Origin of the sequence: Oryzihumus sp. (assembly GCF_036391795.1) — a bacterium.
Taxonomy (GTDB): Bacteria; Actinomycetota; Actinomycetes; order Actinomycetales; family Dermatophilaceae; genus Oryzihumus.
The window spans coordinates 11,239-32,710 of the sequence record NZ_DASVZH010000189.1; the positions used below are offsets into that span (position 1 = coordinate 11,239).

The following is a 21,472-nucleotide window of genomic DNA, read 5'->3' on the forward strand; positions in this document are numbered from 1 at the left end:
GTATGCCGGGTGGCGAGCCACCCGGCACACCGTCGCCTCGTGCGCCGCGGCTAGATGTCGCCCCCGAGGTAGGCGGCCTTGACCGCGTCGTCGGCGGCGAGCGCGGCGCCGGTGCCCTCCCGCACGATCTCCCCGGTCTCCAGGATGTAGGCCCGGTTGGCGCGCTTGAGCGCCTGGGCGGCGTTCTGCTCGACCAGCAGGACCGTGGTGCCCTGGTTGTTGATCTCGGTGACGATGTCGAAGATCTGCTGGATCAGCTTGGGCGCCAGGCCCATCGACGGCTCGTCCAGCAGCAGCAGCCGCGGCCGGGCCATGAGCGCGCGCCCCATGGCCAGCATCTGCTGCTCACCGCCGGACATGGTGCCGGCGGTCTGGTTCATCCGCTCCTTGAGGCGGGGGAACAGCGAGAACACGCGGTCGCGGTCCTCGGCCACCGCCTTGGTCTTGCGGTCCTTGCGGGCGTAGGCGCCCATGTCGAGGTTCTCGTTGACCGTCATGCCCGGGAAGCAGCCCCGCCCTTCCGGGCTCTGGGCGATGCCCAGCACCGGCCGCTGGTGCGGCGGCATGTGGGTGATGTCCTGGCCGTCGAACCGGACCGAGCCGGCCCGCACCGGGCGCAGACCCGAGATGGTCTTCATCGTCGTCGTCTTGCCGGCACCGTTGGCCCCGATCAGCGTGACGACCTCACCCTCCTCGACGGTGAAGGTGATGTCGCGGATCGCCTCGATGCGCCCGTAGTTGACGCACAGGCCGTTGACCTCAAGAAGCATTCTCGTCGACTCCCAGGTAGGCGGCGATGACGGCGGGGTTGTCACGGATCTCGGCGGGCAGACCCTCGGCGATCTTGCGGCCGAACTCCAGCACCACGATCCGGTCGGTCACGCCCATGACCAGCCGCATGTCGTGCTCGATGAGCAGCACGGTGTAGCCCTGGTCGCGGATGGTGCGGATCAGCTCCATCAGGCGGGCCTTCTCGGCCGGGTTGAAGCCCGCGGCGGGCTCGTCCAGGCACAGCAGCGTGGGGTTGGTGGCGAGCGCCCGGGCGATCTCGAGCCGGCGCTGGTCACCGTAGGAGAGGTTGCGGGCGAGCTCGTTGGCCCGCTTGCTCAGCCCCATGAACTTGAGCAGCTCGCGGGCGCGCTCGTAGCCCTCCTTCTCCTCCCGACGGTGCTTGGGCAGGCGCAGGATGGCCGACCCGACCCCGGTGGAGTGGTGGGCGTCGGCGCCGACGAGGACGTTCTCCAGCGCGGTCATGGTGCCGAACAACCGGATGTTCTGGAAGGTGCGCGCGATGCCGAGCCTGGTGATCTCGTACTTCTTGCGCCGGCCGAGCGGCTCCCCCTTGAAGCGGACCCCGCCCGAGGTCGGCTGGTAGACGCCGGTCATGACGTTGAAGCACGTCGTCTTGCCGGCGCCGTTGGGGCCGATGAGGCCGAGGATCTCGCCCTCGTTGATGTGGAACGAGACCTCGTTCAGCGCCACGACGCCGCCGAAGCGCAGGGTCACGTCGTCGACCTCCAGCAGCCGGCGGGCGGACGTGCCGCCGTCGGCCGCGGGGCCGGTCGAGTCGACCTGGGTGTCGGTCGCGGGAGTGGTGTCAGGCATGTGCGGTCCCCTCCTCCAGGGCCTCGATCTCCTCTTCGGACTCGATCGCCCGGACGGCACGGCGTGGCGGCAGCAGACCCTGCGGCCGGAAGATCGCCAGCGCCATGAGCGCCAGGCCGAAGAGCAGGTAGCGCTCCTCGGACAGGAACCGGAACTTCTCGGGCAGCCAGGTCAGCAGGAACGCCGCCGAGATGACGCCCCAGCGGTTGCCCTGGCCGCCGACGACGACCATCGACACGAACAGCACCGAGTAGAGGATCGTGAAGTTGTCGGGGTTGAGGAACCCCTGGCGGGCGGCGAACAGCGAGCCGGACAGTCCACCGATGCAGGCGCCGATCGCGAAGGCGAGCAGCTTGAACCGGAACGTGGGCACGCCCATGAGCTCGGCGGCGTCCTCGTCCTCCCGGGTGGCCTCCCAGGCACGGCCGACGCGCGAGTTCTGCATCAGCCGGTCGATGAAGATCACGATGATGACGATGGTCAGCGCCAGCCAGTAGTACGGCGTGGCGTCTCGCACGCCGAACTGCAGGAACGTCGACGTCGTCGACAGGTCGACCACCGGCGCCCCGCCCGACCAGTCCAGGTGCGGGATGTCGAAGAGCGCCACCCCCGACGGGGACGGCACGTTGCTGATGCCGGCGGCACCGCCGAGCCAGGCGGAGTTGAGCAGGACCAGGCGGATGATCTCGCCGAAGCCCAGGGTCACGATGGCCAGGTAGTCGCCGCGGACCCGCAGTGTCGGGGCTCCCAGCAGGACGCCCGAGATCATGGCGGCGATGATCGCCAGCGGGACGCACAGCAGCCAGGGGAACGACCCGTGCTCGGAGCCGAGCACCGCGACCGTGAAGGCTCCGACGGCGAAGAAGCCGACGTAGCCCAGGTCCAGGAGCCCGGCGTAGCCGATGACGACGTTGAGGCCGAGGGCGACCAGGGCGTAGACCGCGCAGCTGAACAGCACGCTTGCGAAGTCGGAGTCCGTGGTCGTGATGAACGGCGGGTTGATGATCGGCAGCAGGTAGACCAGCAGGGCGGCGACGACCAGCAGGACGATCCTGACCGGCTTGGGCAGGCCGGCCACGCGGTCGCGGAAGCCGTGGAAGCGGTCGGTGAAAGCAGTCATGCGCGGGCCCTTCCGAGCGACTCGCCCAACAGGCCGGTCGGGCGGAACAACAGGATGACGACCAGCAGGAGGAACGCGACGACGTCCTTCCACTGCGTGCCGACCAGCGCCGAGCCGTAGTTCTCGGCGACGCCGAGGACGAAGCCGCCGAGCAGGGCGCCGCGGACGTTGCCGATGCCGCCGAGGACCGCAGCGGTGAAGGCCTTGACGCCCAGGAGGAACCCGGCGTTGTAGCGGGTGACGCCGATCTTGAGCAGGTAGAGCATCGCCGCCCCGCCGGCCATCACCCCGCCCACCAGGAAGGTGACCCGGATGATGCGGTCGCGGTTGATGCCCATCAGCGCGGCGGCCTCGGGGTCCTGGGCCACCGCTCGGATGCCGCGCCCCAGTCGGGTGCGGCTGACGAACTGGTCGAGCACCACCATCATCACGAGCGCAGAGACGAAGACGATGATGTCGATGTTCTTGACGCCGTAGTCGCCGATCTGGAAGACGGTGTGGCTGTCCACGAGGCTGGGCATGACGGCGTTCTCGCGCGGCCGGCCGACGTAGTCCTGCAGCGTGGTGCCCAGTCCGAACCACCCCGCGACCTTGTCGCGCAGACCCATGAGCTCGGACAGCACGAACGAGGCACCGATCGCGGAGATCAGCGCGATCAGCGGCGGGGAGTTGCGCTTGCGCAGCGGCCGGTAGGCGACGTACTCCAGGCCGAGGGCCACCAGGGCCGAGACGATCATCGCCGCGGCGAAGCCGATGACGAGGTAGCCGAACACCCCGGCACCGCTGGCGTTGCCGGCGCCGAGGGCGGTCAGCGCCCAGACGGCAGCGAACGTGCCGTACATGAAGACCTCGGAGTGGGCGAAGTTGATCAGGCGCAGCACGCCGTAGACGAGCGTGTAGCCGAGGGCGACGAGCGCGTAGACCGCGCCCAGGGTCAGACCGGTGATGGTCAGCTCGAAGAAGTGGTGGATCAGCAGGTCCATGCGAGTCCTGTCTGGATGGCGGTGTCGGGCACCGGAAGCGACAGCCGTGGGGGGACTCTAGGCCAGGTTGGCGCCCGGCAGAAGGAGGTCAGCCCCGGGACATGCGTGGCGGCCGGAGGTTCTGCCCCCGGCCGCCACGTCGAGCATCGGGACCGGGCGAGGACGAGGGTGGGTCGAGCCGGTCCCCTCGTCAGCGCCCGGTCAGCGTCACTGGATCTGCTCCACCGGCACGATCTTGCCGCCGGAGACCTTGTAGGCCCAGACGGTGACTGCCGACGGCTCACCGTGAGCGTCGAACTTGATCTGCTTGGTCACGCCCTGCCCGCTGTAGCTCTTGACGAAGCTGAGCACGTCGGCCGGGGTGGTCTTGCCCGCGGCGATGGCCGCGAGGAACACGTTGGCGGAGTCGTAGCCCTCGGCCGAGTAGGTGGCCGGGTCGGAGCCGTAGGCCGCCTTGAACGCCGTCTGGAACTCCGGCGCCTTCTCCGGGGGCAGGCAGGGGCAGGTCAGGATGGCGCCCTCGGCGGCCGCACCCGCGGCCTTGATGAAGCCGTCGTCCTTGACGCCGTCGCCGGCCACGAAGGTGCCCTTCCAGCCCTGCTGGCGCAGCTGCTTGACCATGATCGCGGCCTCGGCGTAGTAGCCGCCGTAGAACATGGCGTCCGCGTTGGACGCGGTGACCTTGGTGACGGTCGCCGAGAAGTCCGTCTGCTTCTGCTGCACCGAGTCGTTGCCGACGACCATCGAGGCGAGGTCCTTGCGGACGATGTCCGCCAGGCCCTTGCCGTACTCGGAGGAGTCATCGGCCACGAAGACCTTCTTGGCCTTGAGGACGTCCTTGATGTACTTCGCGGCCGCCGGGGCCTGGCTGGCGTCGTTGCCGAGCATGCGGAAGAAGGTGGGCCAGCCCTGCTGCGACAGGGTCGGGTTGGTCGCCGACGGCGTGATCGTCGTCAGGCCCGCCTTGGCGAAGATCGGGTCGGCCGCCTTGGACTCACCGGAGAAGGCGGGGCCCACGATGCCGATGACCTTCTTGTCGCTCACGGCCTTCTGCGCCAGCGCCGGCGCCTGCGCCGGGTCGCCCTGGCTGTCGAAGGTCGTCAGGGTCACCTTGCAGTTGGCGTGCTTCTCGTTGTACTGCTTCACCGCGAGGTCGGCGCCGTTCTTGATGTTGATGCCGAGGTTGGCGGCGTCGCCCGTGAGGGCGCCGAAGAAGCCGATCTTGAGGTCACAGGCCGTGCCGCCACCGGAAGCGGTCGTCCCGCCCTTGGTCCCGCAGCCGGTCAGCACGAGCGCGGCTGCCAGCACCGGCGCGCCGAACTTGATGAGAGAACGCACGAACTCCTCCTGATGCCACGTATGGCGAAGCGCTCAGCGCAACGCTGTGGACCCCCCTCTGCGGGAGGTTTGACGGAACCCTAGACCCCGTCAGGGCATCGGGGGCACTGTCTGCACCCGAACGGTGACCGTGTCGTGACCTTGCGTCTACTCGCCTGCGGACGAACCCGGCATACCGCTGATGACGGCCTCGGCGACCTCGCGCATCCCGAGCCGCCGGTCCATCGCGGTCTTCTGGATCCAGCGGAACGCGTCGGCCTCGGTGACCTTGAGCCGGTTCATCAGGACGCCCTTGGCGCGGTCGACGAGCTTGCGGGTCTCCAGCCGCTCGCCGAGGTCGGCCACCTCCTGCTCGAGGGCGTGCAGCTCGCTCCAGCGGGACCGGGCGATGTCGATGGCCGGCCCGAGGTCTCCGGCGGTGAACGGCTTGACGACGTAGCCCATGACCCCGGCGTCACGGGCGCGCTCGACGAGCTCCTTCTGGCTGAACGCCGTGAGCATGACCACCGGGGCGATCCGCTCGGCGCCGATCCGCTCCGCCGCGCTGATGCCGTCCAGGACCGGCATCTTGACGTCCATGATGACCAGGTCCGGGCGCAGCTCGCGGGTCAGGTCGACCGCCTGCTCGCCGTTGGAGGCCTGGCCGACGACGTCGTAGCCGGACTCCCCCAGCATCTCGGCGAGGTCCATACGGATCAGCGCCTCGTCCTCCGCGACGACGATGCGCAGCCGCGGCTGCTCCCCCGGGTATGCCGTGTGCTCGGCTGCGGGGGCGGGTGTGGGGTCCGGCGTGGTGGCGTCGTCGTTCACGTCGGCCAGCCTAGCCAGCCGGGCGGGGGCCCCTGGACGGGACGAGTGCCGAGGGCGGGACTTGAACCCGCACGCCCTTTCGGGCAAAGCATTTTGAGTGCTCCGTGTCTGCCATTCCACCACCCCGGCAGGGTGCGGCGTCAGCATAGCGTCCGGGCCCCCTCGACCCGGACGAGGTGGGCTGCGTCATCTGCAGGTGCGCCCGCCGGGGGCCGCGCCGGACGATGAGGCATGGACGGAGTCCCCACGTCTGAGTCCAACAAGGCCCTCGTCCGGCGCCACTTCGAGGAGACCTTCAACCAGCGCCACCTCGCCTCGTGCGACGTGCTGTTCGCCCGCGACTTCATCGAGCACGCCGTCGCGCCGTTCGGGGCGGCCGCGCCCGGGCTGGTCGACGGGCCCGCGCACATGCGCCAGACCGTGGAGTGGCTCATCGCGCAGTACCCCGACCTGCACCTGCGCATCGAGCAGGTCGTGGCCGAGGGCGACCTGGTCGTGGCCCGGGTCCGCAGCACCGGGACGAACCTCGGGCCGCTCAACGGGGTCATCCCCGCGACCGGGCGCCGGTTCGACTCCTATGCCTGCCACTGGTTCCGCGTGGTCGACGGCCTGCTCGCCGAGCACTGGGCGGTCCGGGACGACCTCACCTCGATGGTGCAGATCGGGGTCGTCACCGCGCCCCGGCCGCCGGATGGGGAGACCTCGGGGTCGACCGGTGCCGGGGCGCCGGTGGCCCGTCGAGCGTGGCGCCCGCAGGCGCCTCCCACCCCGCTGGCGTGAGCCCGCGGCGGCGAGCCGACGAAGGGTCGCCCTAGAGGTCGAGGTCCTGGTAGGCGGGGGCGACCCGGTTGACCGCGTTGCCCATGCGGTGGACCCGCAGGGCGTTGGTCGAGCCGGGGATGCCGGGCGGGGAGCCCGCGACGATGACCACGAGGTCGCCCTCGACGGCCCGGCCGGACTGCAGCAGGGACACGTCAACCTGCAGGGCCATCTGGTCGGTGTGCTTGGCCATCGGCACGAGGAAGGTCTCGATCCCCCACGTCAGCGCGAGCTGCGAGCGGGTCGCCTGGTTGGGGGTGAAGGCCAGCATGGGCAGCTTGGAGCGGATGCGCGAGAGCCGCTTGGCCGAGTCGCCGGTGGTCGTGAACGTGACGAGGAACTTCGCGCCGACGAGCTCGCCGATCTCGGCGGCCGCCCGGGTCACCGCACCGCCGGTCGTGTGGGGCTTGGTGCCCAGCGGCGCGACCCGGTCCAGGCCGTGCTCCTCGGTGTTCTCGATGATCTTGGCCATCGTCTTGACCGTCTCGATCGGCCACGCGCCGACGCTGGTCTCGCCCGAGAGCATCAGGGCGTCGGCACCGTCCAGGACCGCGTTGGCGGCGTCGCTGGCCTCGGCGCGGGTCGGACGGGAGTTCTCGATCATCGACTCCAGCACCTGGGTGGCGACGATGACCGGCTTGGCGTTGCGGCGGGCGATCTCGATCGCGCGCTTCTGCACCAGCGGGACCTGCTCCAGCGGCAGCTCGACGCCGAGGTCGCCGCGGGCGACCATGACCCCGTCGAAGGCCTCGATGATGTCGGCGAGGTTGTCGACGGCCTGCGGCTTCTCGATCTTGGCGATGACCGGGAGGCGCACGCCCTCCTCGTCCATGATCCGGTGCACGTCCTCGATGTCCTTGGACGAACGCACGAAGGACAGGGCGATCATGTCGGCCCGCAGGTGCAGGGCCCAGCGCAGGTCGGCCTCGTCCTTGTCGGACAGCGCGGGAACGCTCACCGCGACGCCGGGCAGGTTGATGCCCTTGTTGTTGGAGACCGTGCCGCCCTCGATGACGACCGTGACGACCTCGGTGTCGGTGACCTCGACGGCCTCCAGCGCGACCTTGCCGTCGTCGATGAGCAGCCGGTCGCCGGGGTTCACGTCCCCCGGGAGGCCCTTGTAGGTCGTCGAGACGCGGTCCTGGTCGCCCAGGATGTCGTCGGTGGTGATGGTGAAGCGGGCGCCGTTCTCGAGCTGGACCGGGCCGTCCGCGAAGCGGCCGGTGCGGATCTTCGGCCCCTGCAGGTCGACCAGGACACCCACCGCGCGGCCGGACTCGTCACTGGCGCGGCGCACCTCGAGGTAGACCTTCTCGTGGTCCTCGTAGGCGCCGTGGGAGAGGTTGAGCCGGGCCACGTCCATGCCCGCGGCGACCAGCTCCTGGAGCCGCTCCGCGGAGGAGGTGGCTGGTCCCAACGTGCAGACGATCTTGGCGCGGCGCATGGTCAAACCCTATGGGTTACCGGCCCGTAGCACGGAACCGGCCACCCCCTGGGGGCGGCCGGTCCCGACAGGCGGACACACGTCACACGGTGAGCGGACGATCCGTGGGGTTGATCGGCCTCGGCAGGGCCGAGGAGCCCGTGAGGAACGCGTCGACGCCGTGCGCGGCGGCCCGGCCCTCGGCGATGGCCCAGACGATCAGCGACTGCCCGCGTCCGGCGTCGCCGGCCACGAAGACACCCGGCACGGACGTCTGGAAGTCCTTGCCCCGCTTGATGTTCGACCGCTCGTCGAGCTCGACGCCGAGCTGCTCGACCACGCCGGTGCCCTGCGGGCCGAGGAAGCCCATGGCCAGCAGCACCAGCTGGGCCGGGATCTCCCGCTCGGAGCCCTCGACCTCGGCGAAGCCCTTCTCGCCCAGCTCGACCTCGACCACCCGCAGCGCGCGCACGTTGCCGTCCTCGTCGCCGAGGACCTCCTTGGTGCTGGCCGCGTAGACCCGGTCGCCGCCCTCCTCGTGGGCAGAGGCCACCCGGAAGAGCATCGGGTAGGTCGGCCACGGCTGCCCGGCGGGGCGGTCCTGCGGCGGGCGGGGCAGGATCTCCAGCTGGGTGATCGACCGGGCGCCCTGCCGGATCGCGGTGCCGAGGCAGTCCGCGCCGGTGTCGCCGCCGCCGATGATGATGACGTCCTTGCCGGTTGCCACCACCTGGTCCTGCACCTGCTCCCCCAGCGCGACGCGGTTCGCCGGCGGGAGGAAGTCCATGGCCTGGACGATCCCGCGCAGCTCGCGCCCGGGCACCGGCAGGTCGCGCGGCACGGTGGCGCCGACGGCCAGGACCACCGCGTCGTAGCGCTGGCGCAGCTGCTGGCCGGTGAGGTCAGCACCGACGTCGACGCCGCTGCGGAAGCGGGTGCCCTCGGCCTTCATCTGCTCCAGGCGCCGGTCCAGGACGGACTTCTCCATCTTGAACTCGGGGATGCCGTAGCGCAGCAGCCCGCCGGGCTGGTCGTCGCGCTCGAACACCGCGACGGTGTGGCCCGCCCGGGTCAGCTGCTGGGCGGCGGCCAGACCGGCCGGGCCCGAGCCCACGACGGCGACGGTCTTGCCGGAGAGCCGCTCCGGCGGCTGCGGCGTGACCGTCCCGGACGCGAAGGCCCGCTCGATCGTGGTCACCTCGACCTGCTTGATCGTCACCGCGGGCTGGTTGATGCCCAGCACGCAGGCGGTCTCGCACGGCGCCGGGCAGAGCCGGCCGGTGAACTCCGGGAAGTTGTTCGTGGCGTGCAGGCGCTCGATCGCCTCGCGCCAGTCGCCCTTCCAGGCCAGGTCGTTCCACTCCGGGATGAGGTTGCCCAGCGGGCAGCCGTTGTGGCAGAAGGGGATGCCGCAGTCCATGCAGCGCCCGGCCTGGCGCTGCAGCTGCGCGACCTCCTGCTCCTCGTAGACCTCGCGCCAGTCCTTGATCCGGACCGGCACCGGCCGGCGAGTCGGCAGCTCCCGCTCGCGCGTCGTCAGGAAACCCTGAGGGTCAGCCACGAGAAGCCTCCATGATCCGCTCCCACACCTGGGTGCCGTTGGGGTCGAGTCCCTCGGACTCGGCCGCAGCCCGCACGTCGAGCACGCGTTGGTAGTCGCGTGGCAGCACGAGCGTGAAGCGGCTCTTGACGTTGTCCCAGTCCGCCAGCAGGCGTGCCGCCACGGCGGAGTCGGTCCACTCCCGGTGCCGCGTGAGCAGCTCGTGGACCGCCTTCTCGTCGCTCTCCCGCAGCGGGGTGAGGTCGACGAGCTCGGGGTTGACCCGCTCCGGGCGCAGGTCGAGGACGTAGGCCAGGCCACCCGACATACCGGCGGCGAAGTTGCGACCGGTCGGGCCGAGCACGAGGACGGTGCCACCGGTCATGTACTCGCAGCCGTGGTCACCCACGCCCTCCACGACGGCGGTCGCGCCGGAGTTGCGCACGCAGAACCGCTCGCCGACCTGACCCCGCAGGAACAGCTCACCGGTCGTCGCGCCGTAGCCGATGACGTTGCCGGCGATGACGTTGTGCTCGGCGGTCAGCGAGGCGCCGCGCTCGGGGCGCACCACCACCCGGCCGCCGGACAGGCCCTTGCCGACGTAGTCGTTGGCGTCGCCGAACAGGCGGATGGTCACGCCGGCCGGCAGGAACGCGCCGAGGCTCTGGCCGGCCGAGCCGTTGAGGGAGACGTCGATGGTGCCGTCGGGCAGCCCCTCGGGGTGGGCCTTGGTCACCTCGTGCCCGAGCATCGTGCCGACGGTGCGGTTGACGTTGCGCACCGGCAGCTCGACGCGCACCGGCTCACCGCGCTGCAGCGCGTCCTGGCTGAGCTGGATGAGGGTGTGGTCGAGCGCCTTCTCGAGGCCGTGGTCCTGCCCGGCGGTGTTGTGGCGTGCGGCGCCGTCCATGGGGACGACCTCGGTGAGGATCGGGGTCAGGTCCAGGCCGCTGGCCTTCCAGTGCTGCACCGCCCGGTCCGTGTCGAGCAGGGAGACCTGGCCGACCGCCTCGTCGATGCTGCGGAAGCCCAGGGCGGCGAGGTGCTCGCGGACCTCCTCGGCGATGTACTCGAAGAAGGTCTCGACGAACTCGGGCTTGCCGGAGAAGCGGGCCCGCAGCTCGGGGTTCTGGGTGGCGATGCCGACCGGGCAGGTGTCGAGGTGGCAGACGCGCATCATGATGCAGCCGCTGACCACCAGCGGGGCGGTGGCGAAGCCGAACTCCTCGGCGCCGAGCAGCGCGGCGATGACCACGTCGCGGCCCGTCTTGAGCTGGCCGTCGACCTGCACCACGATCCGGTCGCGCAGGCCGTTGAGCACCAGCGTCTGCTGGGTCTCGGCCAGGCCGAGCTCCCACGGGGCGCCGGCGTGCTTGAGCGAGGTCAGCGGGGAGGCACCCGTGCCGCCGTCGTGGCCGGAGATCAGCACCACGTCGGCGTGCGCCTTGGAGACCCCCGCCGCGACCGTGCCGACGCCGACCTCGGAGACGAGCTTGACGTGCACGCGCGCCTGCGGGTTGGCGTTCTTGAGGTCGTGGATCAGCTGGGCCAGGTCCTCGATCGAGTAGATGTCGTGGTGCGGCGGCGGTGAGATCAGGCCGACGCCGGGCGTCGAGTGCCGAGTCCTGGCCACCCACGGATAGACCTTGTGGCCGGGCAGCTGGCCGCCCTCCCCGGGCTTGGCGCCCTGGGCCATCTTGATCTGGATGTCGTCGGACTGGGTCAGGTAGAGGCTGGTGACGCCGAACCGCCCCGAGGCGACCTGCTTGATCCGCGAGCGCCGGGCCGGGTCGAGCAGGCGGTCGACGTCCTCGCCGCCCTCGCCGGTGTTGGAGCGACCGCCGAGGTTGTTCATCGCCACGGCGAGGGTCTCGTGCGCCTCCTGGCTGATCGAGCCGTAGCTCATCGCGCCGGTGTTGAAGCGCTTGACGATCTCGCTGACCGGCTCGACCTCCTCCAGCGGCACGGGGGTGCGCCCCTCGGCGGCCAGCTCGAACAGGCCGCGCAGGGTCATCAGCCGCTCGGACTGCTCGTCGACGCGGGCGGTGTACTGCCGGAAGACGTCGAAGCGCCGGGCCCGGGTGGAGTGCTGCAGCCGGAAGACCGTCTCGGGGTCGAACAGGTGCGGCTCGCCCTCACGGCGCCACTGGTACTCCCCGCCGACGTCGAGCTTGCGGTGCGGCAGCCGCACGCCGTCCGGCGGGTAGGCCCGGGCGTGGCGGGCTGCGGCCTCGGCGGCGAGCACCTCGAGGTCGACGCCGCCGAGCTGGGTCACGGTGCCGGTGAAGTAGCGCTGCACCAGCTCCGGGGACAGACCGATCGCCTCGAAGACCTGCGCGCCGCGGTAGGACGCCACGGTGGAGATGCCCATCTTGGACATCACCTTCAGCACGCCCTTCCCCAGCGCCTTGATGAGGTTGGCCACGGCCTTCTCGGCGGTGACGTCGGTCAGCTGGCCGGAGCGGACGAGGTCCTCGACGGTCTCCATGGCCAGGTAGGGGTTGACCGCGGCGGCGCCGTAGCCGATGAGCAGGGCGACGTGGTGCACCTCGCGCACGTCGCCGGCCTCGACGATCAGGCCGACCTGGGTGCGGGTCTTCTCCCGGATCAGGTGGTGGTGGACCGCGGAGGTCAGGAGCAGGGACGGGATCGGCGCCAGGTCACGGCCGGAGTCGCGGTCGGAGAGCACCACGAAGCGCGCTCCCCCGGCGATGGCCTCGGAGACCTCGGCGAAGATCTCCTCCAGGCGGGCCTGCATGGCGGCCGCGCCGGCGGACACGTCGTACAGGCCCTTGACCACGTGGGTGGCGTAGCCGGGCAGGTCGCCGTCGGCATTGATGTGGACGATCTTGGCCAGGTCGTCGTTGTCGATGACCGGGAACGGCAGCACCACCTGCCGGGCGTGGGCCGGGGTCGCGGTCAGCGCGTTGCCCTCGGGGCCGATGACGGTGCCCAGGGAGGTGACCAGCTCCTCGCGGATGGCGTCCAGCGGCGGGTTGGTGACCTGGGCGAACAGCTGGGTGAAGTAGTCGAACAGCAGCCGCGGGCGGTCCGAGAGCACCGCGATCGGGGTGTCGGTGCCCATCGACCCCAGCGGCTCGCCGCCGGTCCTCGCCATCGGCGAGAGCAGGATCTTGAGCTCCTCCTGGGTGTAGCCGAACGTCTGCTGGCGCCGGGCCACCGACGCCGCGGTGTGCACGATGTGCTCGCGCTCGGGCAGGTCGGCGAGGTGGATCAGGCCGGCGTGCAGCCACTCGTCGTAGGGGTTCTCCGCGGCCAGGGAGGCCTTGACCTCGTCGTCGCTGACGATCCGGCCATGCTCGGTGTCGACGAGGAACATCCGCCCCGGCTGCAGCCGTCCGCGGCGCACGACCCGCTCCGGCTCCAGCTCGAGCACCCCGGCCTCGGAGGCGAGGACCACCAGGCCGTCGTCGGTGACCCAGTAGCGGCCCGGGCGCAGGCCGTTGCGGTCGAGCACGGCGCCGATGACGGTGCCGTCGGTGAACGTCACGCAGGCCGGGCCGTCCCAGGGCTCCATGAAGGTGGAGTGGAACTCGTAGAACGCCCGCCGGGCGGGGTCCATGTCCTCGTGGTTCTCCCACGCCTCCGGGATCATCATGAGCACGGCGTGCGGCAGCGAGCGGCCGCCGAGGTGCAGCAGCTCCAGGGCCTCGTCGAAGCTGGCCGAGTCCGACGCCTCCGGGGTGCAGATCGGGAAGAGCCGCTCGAGGTCGCCGGGGATGATGTCGCTGGCCAGCTGGCTCTCGCGGGCGCGCATCCAGTTGCGGTTGCCCTTGACCGTGTTGATCTCGCCGTTGTGGGCGATCAGCCGGTAGGGATGGGCCAGCGGCCAGGACGGGAAGGTGTTGGTCGAGAAGCGGGAGTGGACCAGCGCGAGCTCGGTGGCGAACCGGCGGTCGGACAGGTCGGGGAAGAACGGTTCGAGCTGGCCCGTGGTGAGCATGCCCTTGTAGACGAGGGTGCGGCACGACAGCGAGGGGAAGTAGACCTCGGCCTCGCGCTCGGCGCGCTTGCGCAGGCAGAACGCCATGCGCTCCAGGCCCAGTCCCACGACCCGGCCGCCGGCGGCGGTGACGAACAGCTGGCGGAACACCGGCATGCACGCCCGCGCGGTCTCCCCCACCAGGTCGGCGTCGACCGGCACGTCGCGCCAGCCCAGGACGCGCAGGCCCTCCTGCGCGGCCAGGTCCTCGATCGTCGCGACGGTCTGTGCCTGCTCCTGCGGCTCGACCGGCAGGAAGGCGATGCCCACGGCATACGCGCCCTGGGCGGGCAGCTCGAAGTCGACCACCTCGCGCAGGAAGGCGTCGGGGACCTGGGTGAGGATGCCGGCGCCGTCGCCGACCTCCGGGTCGGCGCCGGTCGCGCCACGGTGCTCGAGGTTGCGCAGCGCCGTCAGCGCATGGTCGACGATGTCGTGCCCGGCACTGCCCCGCATCGTGGCGACGAGCGCCACGCCGCAGGCGTCGTGCTCGTTCGCGGAGCTGTACAGCCCCTGGTTCGCGGGCTGCGCGGAGAAGCGCGAGAAGGCAGACATGGCTGCGAAGTCACCGTCCTTGAAACTGTCGCGAGGAGCACTCGGGCACCGGCTGGACGGCGTTGGCCAGCGTGGTCCGAGCAGGATAGCCGACAGTGGCGATGTCCTGACAGCTGGGACAGATCAGTCCGGATCGTGAGACGAACCCCGGTCCGCAGCACGCGCCGCCGCGTCTGGGGTATGCCGGGTCCCCGGTCCCGCGGGCACGGTCGCCTCCCCCGCGCTGACCTCGGGGTCCTCGGCCGCGGCCCGCTCCGGGCTCGCCTCCGTGGCGCCGGTCCCGGTCGCCTCTGCGGTGGCCGCAGCCCGCCGGCCGAAGCGCCACCACAGCGCCACGCCGAAGAGGAACACGATCACGGAGGTCCACACGTTGAGACGCAGGCCGAGGATGTGGTTGGCCTCGTCGGTGCGCATCAGCTCGATGACCAGCCGTCCGGCGGTGTAGAGCATGACGTAGAGCGCGAAGACCCGGCCCGGGGCGAGCGGGCGGCCGGCGGCGCGCAGCCGGCGCTCGACGAGCACGATCGCCAGGGCCAGCAGCAGGCACCACAGCGACTCGTAGAGGAAGGTCGGCTGGAACGTGCCGAGGACGACGGGCTTGCCGGAGGCGTCGACGACCGCCTTGCCGGCCGCCTGGTCCCACTGGTGGATCTCCAGGCCCCACGGCAGCGAGGTGCGCCCGCCGTAGAGCTCGTTGTTGAACCAGTTGCCCCAGCGGCCGAACGCCTGCGCGACGGCCACCGCCGGCGCTGCGGCGTCGATGTAGTCGACGAACCGGATCTGCTGGCGCCGGCACCCGATCCACACCCCGACCGCGCCGAGCGCGACCGCGCCCCAGATGCCGAGGCCACCGTTCCAGACCTTGAACGCGTCCATCGGGTGGCCGCCCGGTCCGAAGTAGGGCTGCCACGAGGTCGCCAGGTGGTAGAGCCGGCCGCCCACGATGCCGAACGGCACCGCCCAGGCCGCGACGTCCAGCGCCTGGCCGGGCTTGCCACCGCGGTCCTCCAGACGGCGCTGGGTGATCCAGACGGCGACGACGATGCCGGCCAGGATGCACATCGCGTAGGCGCGGATCGGGAAGAACCCGAGGTACCACACGCCCTGCGTCGGGCTGGGGATGCTCGCTGCCAGGGCGGTGGTCACTTCGTGGCTGCCTTGACCTGGTCGGTGAGGTACTGCTGCGAGAGCTGCTGCAGCGGCAGGTCCTTGCCGTTGAGCTTCAGCGTGGGCGTGGAGAAGACGCCGGCCTTCTCGGCCGCGGTCTCGACGTCCTTGGCGTAGCCCATGTGGGTCTTGGCGTCGAAGCACTTCGTCCACGAGGTCAACGCCGAGCCGCTGATGCCCGCCTTGCTGGCGAAGCCCATGAGGTCGGCATCGGTGTAGCCGGCACCCTCCTGGGCGGGCTGGTTGGCGTAGACCACGCCGTGGTAGTCGAGGAACTTGCCCTGGTCGGCGGCGCACGCCGCCGCGGCGGCCGCGCGCACCGAGGAGTCGTTGCCGAGCTTGGCGTCGAGGAAGCTCATCATGTGCACGACCAGCTTGATGTCGCCGGCCTTGGCCATCGAGGCGATCTGCTGGCCGAAGACCTGCTCGAGCTTGCCGCACACAGGGCACTGGAAGTCCTCGTAGAGGTCCAGGGTCGGGGCGCCCGCCTTGGCGGTCGAGGCGTTGGCGACGATGCCGCCGCCGGTGCCGGTGGCGCCCTGGGGCAACGCCGAGGCGCTGCTGGCCCCACCCGAGCCGCCGCTGCTGCTCCCGAGGATCACGGCGAGCACGATGCCGAGGATCGCGACGGCGGCGACGACGCCCCCGATGAGGATGCGGTTGGGGCCCTGCTTCGGCGCGGCGGCCTTGAGCTTGGCCGAGGCGTCGGGTCGCGAGGTCATGCGTGCTCCTGTCCGAACAGACGGTGGTCGAGGCCGTACGCGGTGCGTGGCCGGACGGTCAGCCACGCGGCGCAGAGCAGCAGCCCGGCGTCGCGGAGGACTTCCGAGAGGTAGTGCGTCTGGGAGGCTGCGATGGTTCCCCCGCCGCCGAAGCAGCCGCAGTCGATGGACAGGCCGCGGGCCCACGCCGAGATGATGCCGATCTCGAACGCGACCATGAGCAGCCCGCCGAGCACCGCAGCGACCCGGGTGAACAGCCCGGCCAGCAGCAGCAGCCCGAGGATGATCTCGAACACCGGCAGGCCGTGCCCGATGAGTCCGGCGAGGTCGTAGGGCAGCAGCTGGTAGGCCCGCACCGCCATCGCCGACTGGGCCGGCGCGGCAACCTTGAGGCCGCCGGCGACCACCAGCACGCCACCGAGGGCGAGCCGGGCCACGAGGCCCACCAGGTCGGCCCGCCGCTCCCCCCGCCGGGACGCCACGGCCTCAGCGACCCTTGCGGACACCGGCGGCCAGCTCTGCAGCGAGGTCACGCAGGGCGGCGATGCCGCCGGCCCGGTCGCCGGAGGCCTCGGCGTCGGACAGGGCGCGCACCAGGGCGGACCCGACGATGACGCCGTCGGCGAAGGCGCCGACCTCGGCCGCCTGGGCTCCGGTGGAGACGCCGAGCCCGACGCAGACCGGCATGTCGGTCGCGGCCCGGGCGCGGGTGACGAGCTCCTCGGCGGCGTCACCGACCGCCGCCCGGGCGCCGGTGACCCCCATGACCGCGGTGGCGTAGACGAAGCCGCGGCAGGCCGCCGCGGTGCTGCGCAGGCGCTCGTCGGTGGAGCTCGGCGCGACGAGGAAGACCCGGTCGAGGTCGTGCCGCGTCGAGGCGTCGATCCACTCCTGGCCCTCGTCGGGGATGAGGTCGGGGGTGATGAGCCCGGCGCCGCCGGCCGCCGCGAGGTCCGCGGCGAACCGGTCCACGCCGTAGCGCAGCACCGGGTTCCAGTAGGTCATGACCAGCGCCGGGGCCCCGGCGTCGGCCACCGCCCGGACGGCGGTGAACACGTCGGCCAGGCGGGTGCCGCCCTTGAGTGCGGCGTCCACCGCGTGCTGGATGACCGGGCCGTCCATGAGCGGGTCGGTGTAGGGCACGCCGATCTCGACGATGTCCACCCCGGCCTCGACCATGGCGACCATGGCCTCGATCGAGCCCGGCACGTCCGGGTAGCCGACCGGCAGGTAGCCGACCAGGGCCGCACGCCCCTCGGCCCGGGTCCGCTCCAGGACCTGCGCGACGCTGCTCACCAGCCACTCCCCTCGGCCTGCTCGACCGGTTCCTCCGCCTTGAGCTGCTCCGCCTCGACCAGCTCCTCCTCGCTGATGAGCCCGAACCAGCGCGCGGCGGTGTCGACGTCCTTGTCCCCCCGGCCGGAGAGGTTGACCAGCACGATGCCGTCGGGCCCGAGCTCCCGGCCGATCCTGAGGGCACCGGCGAGGGCGTGGGCGCTCTCGATCGCCGGGATGATCCCCTCGGTGCGGCACAGCAGCGCGAACGCGTCCATCGCCTCGCTGTCGGTCACCGGGTAGTACTCGGCGCGCCCGGAGTCCTTGAGGAACGAGTGCTCCGGTCCGACGCTGGGGTAGTCCAGCCCGGCCGAGACCGAGTGCGACTCCAGCGTCTGGCCGTCCTCGTCCTGGAGGACGTAGGTGTAGGCGCCGTGCAGCACGCCCGGCACCCCGGTGCTGAACCGCGCGGCGTGGTGGCCGGTGTCGACGCCCTCGCCGCCGGCCTCGAGCCCGACCAGACGCACGGAGGCGTCGTCGATGAAGCGGTGGAAGATGCCCATCGCGTTGGAGCCGCCGCCGACGCAGGCGCAGACCGCGTCGGGCAGCCGCCCGACGAGGTCGAGCACCTGGGCCCGGGCCTCGACGCCGATGATCCGGTGGAAGTCGCGCACCATCTCGGGGAACGGGTGCGGCCCGGTGACAGTGCCGATGAGGTAGTGCGTGTCGGCGACGTTGGTCACCCAGTCGCGCATGGCCTCGTTGATCGCGTCCTTGAGCGTGGCGCTGCCGGTCGAGACGGGCACCACCTCGGCGCCGAGGAGTCGCATGCGGGCGACGTTCAGCGCCTGCCGCCTGGTGTCCTTCTCGCCCATGTAGACGGTGCAGGACAACCCGAGCAGCGCCGCTGCGGTCGCGCTGGCGACGCCGTGCTGGCCGGCACCGGTCTCGGCGATGATCCGGCTCTTGCCCATCCGCTTGGTCAGCAGCGCCTGGCCGAGCACGTTGTTGATCTTGTGCGAGCCGGTGTGGTTGAGGTCCTCGCGCTTGAGCAGGATGCGTGCACCGCCGGCGTGCTCGGCGAACCGCGGCACCTCCGTGATGAGGCTCGGCCGGCCGGTGTAGGTCCGGTGCAGGCGCTCGAGCTCCCCCTGGAAGGCGGGGTCGACCGCGGCCTTCTTCCGCGCCTCGTCGAGCTGCTCGAGCGCAGCCACGAGGGCCTCGGGGACGAAGCGACCGCCATACGCGCCGAAGCGCCCCTCGCGGTGCGAGGGCTGGGACTGGCTCATCACACTCCTTGCTTGCGCAGGGCCGGGTGGGCCCCTGCGGCGATCAGGTCGGCCACGGCCTCGCGCGGGTGGCCGCCGGTCACGAGGCTCTCCCCCACGAGCACGGCGCCGGCGCCCGAGCGGGCGTACTCCAGGACGTCGTGCGGGCCGCGGACGCCGGACTCGGCGACCTTGACGATGCCGGCGGGGATCGTCGGGGCGATCCGCGCAAAGGTCGACCGGTCGACCTCGAGGGTCTTGAGGTTGCGGGCGTTGACGCCGATGACGCGCGCGCCGGCGGCGACCGCGCGCTCGGTCTCCTCCTCGTCGTGGACCTCCACGAGAGCGGTCATGCCGAGGGACTCGGCCCGCTCCCGCAGGCCGACGAGGGTGTCCTGGTCGAGGGCGGCGACGATCAGCAGGATGACGTCGGCCCCCCAGGCCCGCGCCTCCCACAGCTGGTAGGAGGAGACCATGAAGTCCTTGCGCAGCACCGGGACGTCGACCGCGGCGCGCACCGCCGCGAGGTCCTCGAGGCTGCCGCCGAAGCGGCGCTGCTCGGTCAGCACGCTGATCACGCTCGCGCCACCGGCGGCGTAGTCGGCGGCCAGGCCGGCCGGGTCCGCGATCATCGCCAGCGCGCCCTTGCTCGGGCTGGAGCGCTTGACCTCGGCGATCACCTTGACTCCCCCGGCGGCGCTCAGCGCCGCGAACCCGTCCTTGGGCGGGTCCACCCGGGCGACCCGGGCCTTGAGCTCGTCCAGGGACGTGCGCGCCTGCCGGACCGCGAGGTCCTCCCGGACACCGTCGATGATCTCGTCAAGAACGCTGGGCACCCGTCAAGGCTAGCCGCGCCATCCCGTCCGTCCGAATCGACCCCGCGCGGGCCAGCTCGCAACGGCGAGGCTCAGGCCGGGGAGAGCGCGGTCCAGCCCGGCACGTTGCGCAGGACCCAGAACGCCACGATGCCCCCCAGCAGCAGCCAGATCGACCAGCCCGGGGCCACCCGGCGCGGCACCCGCCCGGTCACGGTGCGCTCCACCCACAGCACCCACGACATCAGCAGGTAGGGCACCACCAGGACCGCGAACGGGTTGCGGGCCAGCGCACCGGCGAGGTCGAGGTGGGCCAGGTCGTGGATCGCCCGCAGCGCCCCGCACCCGGGGCAGTACCAGCCCGTGACCGCCAGGAAGGGGCAGGTCGGGTAGTGCCCGGGCTGGTTCGGGTCGACCGCCGCCAGGTATGCCGTGGCCGCCGCCCCGGCCGCGCCAACGGCCAACGGCAGGAAGAGCCCGCGCCACGACCGCGGTACGGCAGGTGTGGTCACGGGCTCTTCCTCCGGCTCCGTCGCCACCGGGCGACGGTGGCGGTGCTAGTGGGTGGCCATGCCGTTCCTGGCGGCGTTCATCTGGAACGGAATGTAGACGGCGGCGGCGATGATGCCCACCACGGCCGTGACGATGCTCCACGTCTTCGCGCGCTGCGAGGCCTGCTGGGCGCCGGCGTAGTCACCGGCCTGCCACTTGGTGTTGACCTGCGTGGCGAAGACGATCGCGACGATGCCCAAGGGTATGCAGCACAGGACACAGGCGAGGATCGACTGCACCAGGTAGTTCTTCGGCGGTGCCCCGAAGGGGCCCTGCCCGGGCATCCCCTGGGCGGGCGGCGGCGGAGGGGGCGGCGGCTGGCCGTAGTCGGACATGGAGGTGGTCCCCTGTTCGTCGGTGCGCCCCGGTCTGGCGCATCTGCGCGAGACCCTAGTCGCACAGGCGGTGCACAGGTCCGCCAGACACGCGGGGTTTCGGACAGCGGCACGCAAGGACGGCTGGGGCGCGGGAACGGCGGCACGCACGGACGGCGGACGCGGGGACCACAGGAGGCCGGACGACAGGACGCCCGGACCGTGGTGCGGTCCGGGCGTCCGGTCAGGTCGTTCAGGCGGTGGCGTCAGCGGATCGCGGTCGTGCCCTCCGCGGTCTCCGGCTTGTGCTGGCCGAAGCCGGCCATCGCGAGCACCTTGCCGGCGATGACACCGACGAGGACGAGGACACCACCGGCGACGAACATCCACACGGACGCGAGGACGACGGCCAGGGACATGATCGCCGACGCGACCAGCAGGATGGTGACGGCGGTCCAGGCAGCGACGCTGTGTCCGTGTCCGTGCTCGGCCATGAGGGTTCTTCTCCTTGTGCAGGTCTGACGTTGGGGGACATTGTGTCAGCGTCGAGAGCCCGACCGCACAGCGGGCGGGCGGCGCCGGGGCTCACTGCCGCCGACTCACGCTCACTCCTGGGTGGGGTCCTCGCCCCGGGAGATCCGCTCCCAGGCGGACACCTCGCGCTGCGGGCGCCGGGGGGCCGGCGACGCGCCGGCATCGGAGCCACCGGCATCGGAGCCATCGGCCTCCGCGCTGCCTGCATCGGGGCCACCGACCTCGGGGCCCGTGCCGGCAGGCGAACCGGGAGCGGCGGGCGACGGCGCGTCGTACCGGCTGGACAGGCCGGCCCAGTGCCGGCCACCGACCAGGGCGGCCAGCCCGCCCAGGGCCACGGCCAGTGCGGCGAACCCGGCGACCCACACCCACACGGTCAGCGTGCCGTGGGCGGGGACCGAGCCGGTGCGGCCGGTGCTCGAGGCTGCGAGGCGGCCGAGCGCGGCCCCGGGGTCGGCGACCACGATCCCGATGACCACGAGGGCGAGCACGCCGGCGAGCAGCGCCGCGACGCTCGCGACCACCCGCACCACCCGCCCGGCGGTGGCCGCCGCGACGGCCGAGGCCGCGCCGACGAGGGCCGCCGCCAGGACTCCGGGCGCCACCTGCGAGCCGGTGCCGTGGACCAT

At 71.7% G+C, this 21,472-nt stretch carries 20 protein-coding genes and 1 tRNA gene; 1 reads left to right on the top strand and 20 read right to left on the bottom strand.

The window, feature by feature from the left end; translation table 11 throughout:
• Positions 1-50: 50 nt before the first annotated feature.
• From VF825_RS11375 to VF825_RS11405, 7 genes are all read right to left on the bottom strand, one after another.
• A complete protein-coding gene (locus VF825_RS11375; protein ID WP_331113303.1) occupies positions 51-770 on the bottom strand; it encodes an ABC transporter ATP-binding protein in 720 nt (239 codons plus the stop codon).
• A complete protein-coding gene (locus VF825_RS11380; RefSeq protein WP_331113305.1) occupies positions 760-1,605 on the bottom strand; it encodes an ABC transporter ATP-binding protein in 846 nt (281 codons plus the stop codon). Before VF825_RS11380 ends, VF825_RS11375 begins: the two co-directional genes overlap by 11 nt.
• Entirely contained in the window at positions 1,598-2,725 is a 1,128-nt protein-coding gene (locus VF825_RS11385; protein WP_331113307.1) for a branched-chain amino acid ABC transporter permease, read from the bottom strand. Before VF825_RS11385 ends, VF825_RS11380 begins: the two co-directional genes overlap by 8 nt.
• A complete protein-coding gene (locus VF825_RS11390; protein ID WP_331113309.1) occupies positions 2,722-3,708 on the bottom strand; it encodes a branched-chain amino acid ABC transporter permease in 987 nt (328 codons plus the stop codon). The genes VF825_RS11385 and VF825_RS11390 overlap by 4 nt, the downstream gene beginning before the upstream one ends.
• Positions 3,709-3,915: 207 nt before the next feature.
• Entirely contained in the window at positions 3,916-5,046 is a 1,131-nt protein-coding gene (locus VF825_RS11395; protein ID WP_331113312.1) for a branched-chain amino acid ABC transporter substrate-binding protein, read from the bottom strand.
• 147 nt (positions 5,047-5,193) lie between these two features.
• Positions 5,194-5,856 (bottom strand): ANTAR domain-containing response regulator, encoded by a 663-nt coding sequence (locus VF825_RS11400; protein ID WP_414695829.1) that lies wholly within the window; start codon positions 5,854-5,856, stop codon positions 5,194-5,196.
• A 46-nt stretch (positions 5,857-5,902) separates the two neighbouring features.
• Positions 5,903-5,985: transfer RNA gene (locus VF825_RS11405), tRNA-Leu, on the bottom strand.
• Between the two features lie 102 nt (positions 5,986-6,087).
• Here VF825_RS11405 and VF825_RS11410 point away from each other — a divergent pair.
• Positions 6,088-6,636 (top strand): ester cyclase, encoded by a 549-nt coding sequence (locus VF825_RS11410; RefSeq protein WP_331113314.1) that lies wholly within the window; start codon positions 6,088-6,090, stop codon positions 6,634-6,636.
• Between the two features lie 31 nt (positions 6,637-6,667).
• Here VF825_RS11410 and pyk read toward each other — a convergent pair whose 3' ends face one another.
• From pyk to VF825_RS11475, 13 genes are all read right to left on the bottom strand, one after another.
• Entirely contained in the window at positions 6,668-8,119 is a 1,452-nt protein-coding gene (pyk, locus tag VF825_RS11415) for a pyruvate kinase (protein WP_331113316.1), read from the bottom strand.
• 82 nt (positions 8,120-8,201) lie between these two features.
• Positions 8,202-9,659: a glutamate synthase subunit beta gene (locus VF825_RS11420; RefSeq protein ID WP_331113318.1), complete on the bottom strand. Its 1,458-nt coding sequence runs from the start codon at positions 9,657-9,659 to the stop codon at positions 8,202-8,204.
• The gene (gene gltB, locus VF825_RS11425) at positions 9,652-14,196 is read right to left on the bottom strand and encodes a glutamate synthase large subunit (protein ID WP_331113320.1); all 4,545 of its coding nucleotides are present in this window, start codon (positions 14,194-14,196) and stop codon (positions 9,652-9,654) included. The genes VF825_RS11420 and gltB overlap by 8 nt, the downstream gene beginning before the upstream one ends.
• Positions 14,197-14,319: 123 nt before the next feature.
• Complete coding sequence (gene lgt, locus VF825_RS11430; protein WP_331113322.1) at positions 14,320-15,342, bottom strand: prolipoprotein diacylglyceryl transferase; 1,023 nt, start codon at positions 15,340-15,342, stop codon at positions 14,320-14,322.
• Complete coding sequence (locus tag VF825_RS11435; RefSeq protein WP_331113324.1) at positions 15,339-16,085, bottom strand: DsbA family protein; 747 nt, start codon at positions 16,083-16,085, stop codon at positions 15,339-15,341. Before VF825_RS11435 ends, lgt begins: the two co-directional genes overlap by 4 nt.
• Positions 16,082-16,567 (bottom strand): MauE/DoxX family redox-associated membrane protein, encoded by a 486-nt coding sequence (locus VF825_RS11440; RefSeq protein WP_331113326.1) that lies wholly within the window; start codon positions 16,565-16,567, stop codon positions 16,082-16,084. Before VF825_RS11440 ends, VF825_RS11435 begins: the two co-directional genes overlap by 4 nt.
• A 4-nt stretch (positions 16,568-16,571) precedes the next feature.
• Positions 16,572-17,384: a tryptophan synthase subunit alpha gene (gene trpA, locus VF825_RS11445; RefSeq protein WP_414695830.1), complete on the bottom strand. Its 813-nt coding sequence runs from the start codon at positions 17,382-17,384 to the stop codon at positions 16,572-16,574.
• Complete coding sequence (trpB, locus tag VF825_RS11450) at positions 17,378-18,649, bottom strand: tryptophan synthase subunit beta (protein ID WP_331113330.1); 1,272 nt, start codon at positions 18,647-18,649, stop codon at positions 17,378-17,380. Before trpB ends, trpA begins: the two co-directional genes overlap by 7 nt.
• Entirely contained in the window at positions 18,649-19,464 is an 816-nt protein-coding gene (gene trpC, locus VF825_RS11455) for an indole-3-glycerol phosphate synthase TrpC (protein WP_331113332.1), read from the bottom strand. Before trpC ends, trpB begins: the two co-directional genes overlap by 1 nt.
• A gap of 71 nt (positions 19,465-19,535) precedes the next feature.
• On the bottom strand, positions 19,536-19,955 hold the full coding sequence (locus VF825_RS11460; RefSeq protein WP_331113334.1) for a DUF2752 domain-containing protein: 420 nt from the start codon (positions 19,953-19,955) through the stop codon (positions 19,536-19,538).
• A gap of 45 nt (positions 19,956-20,000) precedes the next feature.
• The gene (locus VF825_RS11465; RefSeq protein ID WP_331113336.1) at positions 20,001-20,330 is read right to left on the bottom strand and encodes a CD225/dispanin family protein; all 330 of its coding nucleotides are present in this window, start codon (positions 20,328-20,330) and stop codon (positions 20,001-20,003) included.
• A gap of 245 nt (positions 20,331-20,575) precedes the next feature.
• Positions 20,576-20,803 (bottom strand): HGxxPAAW family protein, encoded by a 228-nt coding sequence (locus tag VF825_RS11470; RefSeq protein WP_331113338.1) that lies wholly within the window; start codon positions 20,801-20,803, stop codon positions 20,576-20,578.
• 111 nt (positions 20,804-20,914) lie between these two features.
• Positions 20,915-21,472, bottom strand: a 558-nt coding sequence (locus VF825_RS11475) for a Trp biosynthesis-associated membrane protein (protein WP_331113340.1), incomplete at its 5' end; no start/stop codon positions are given.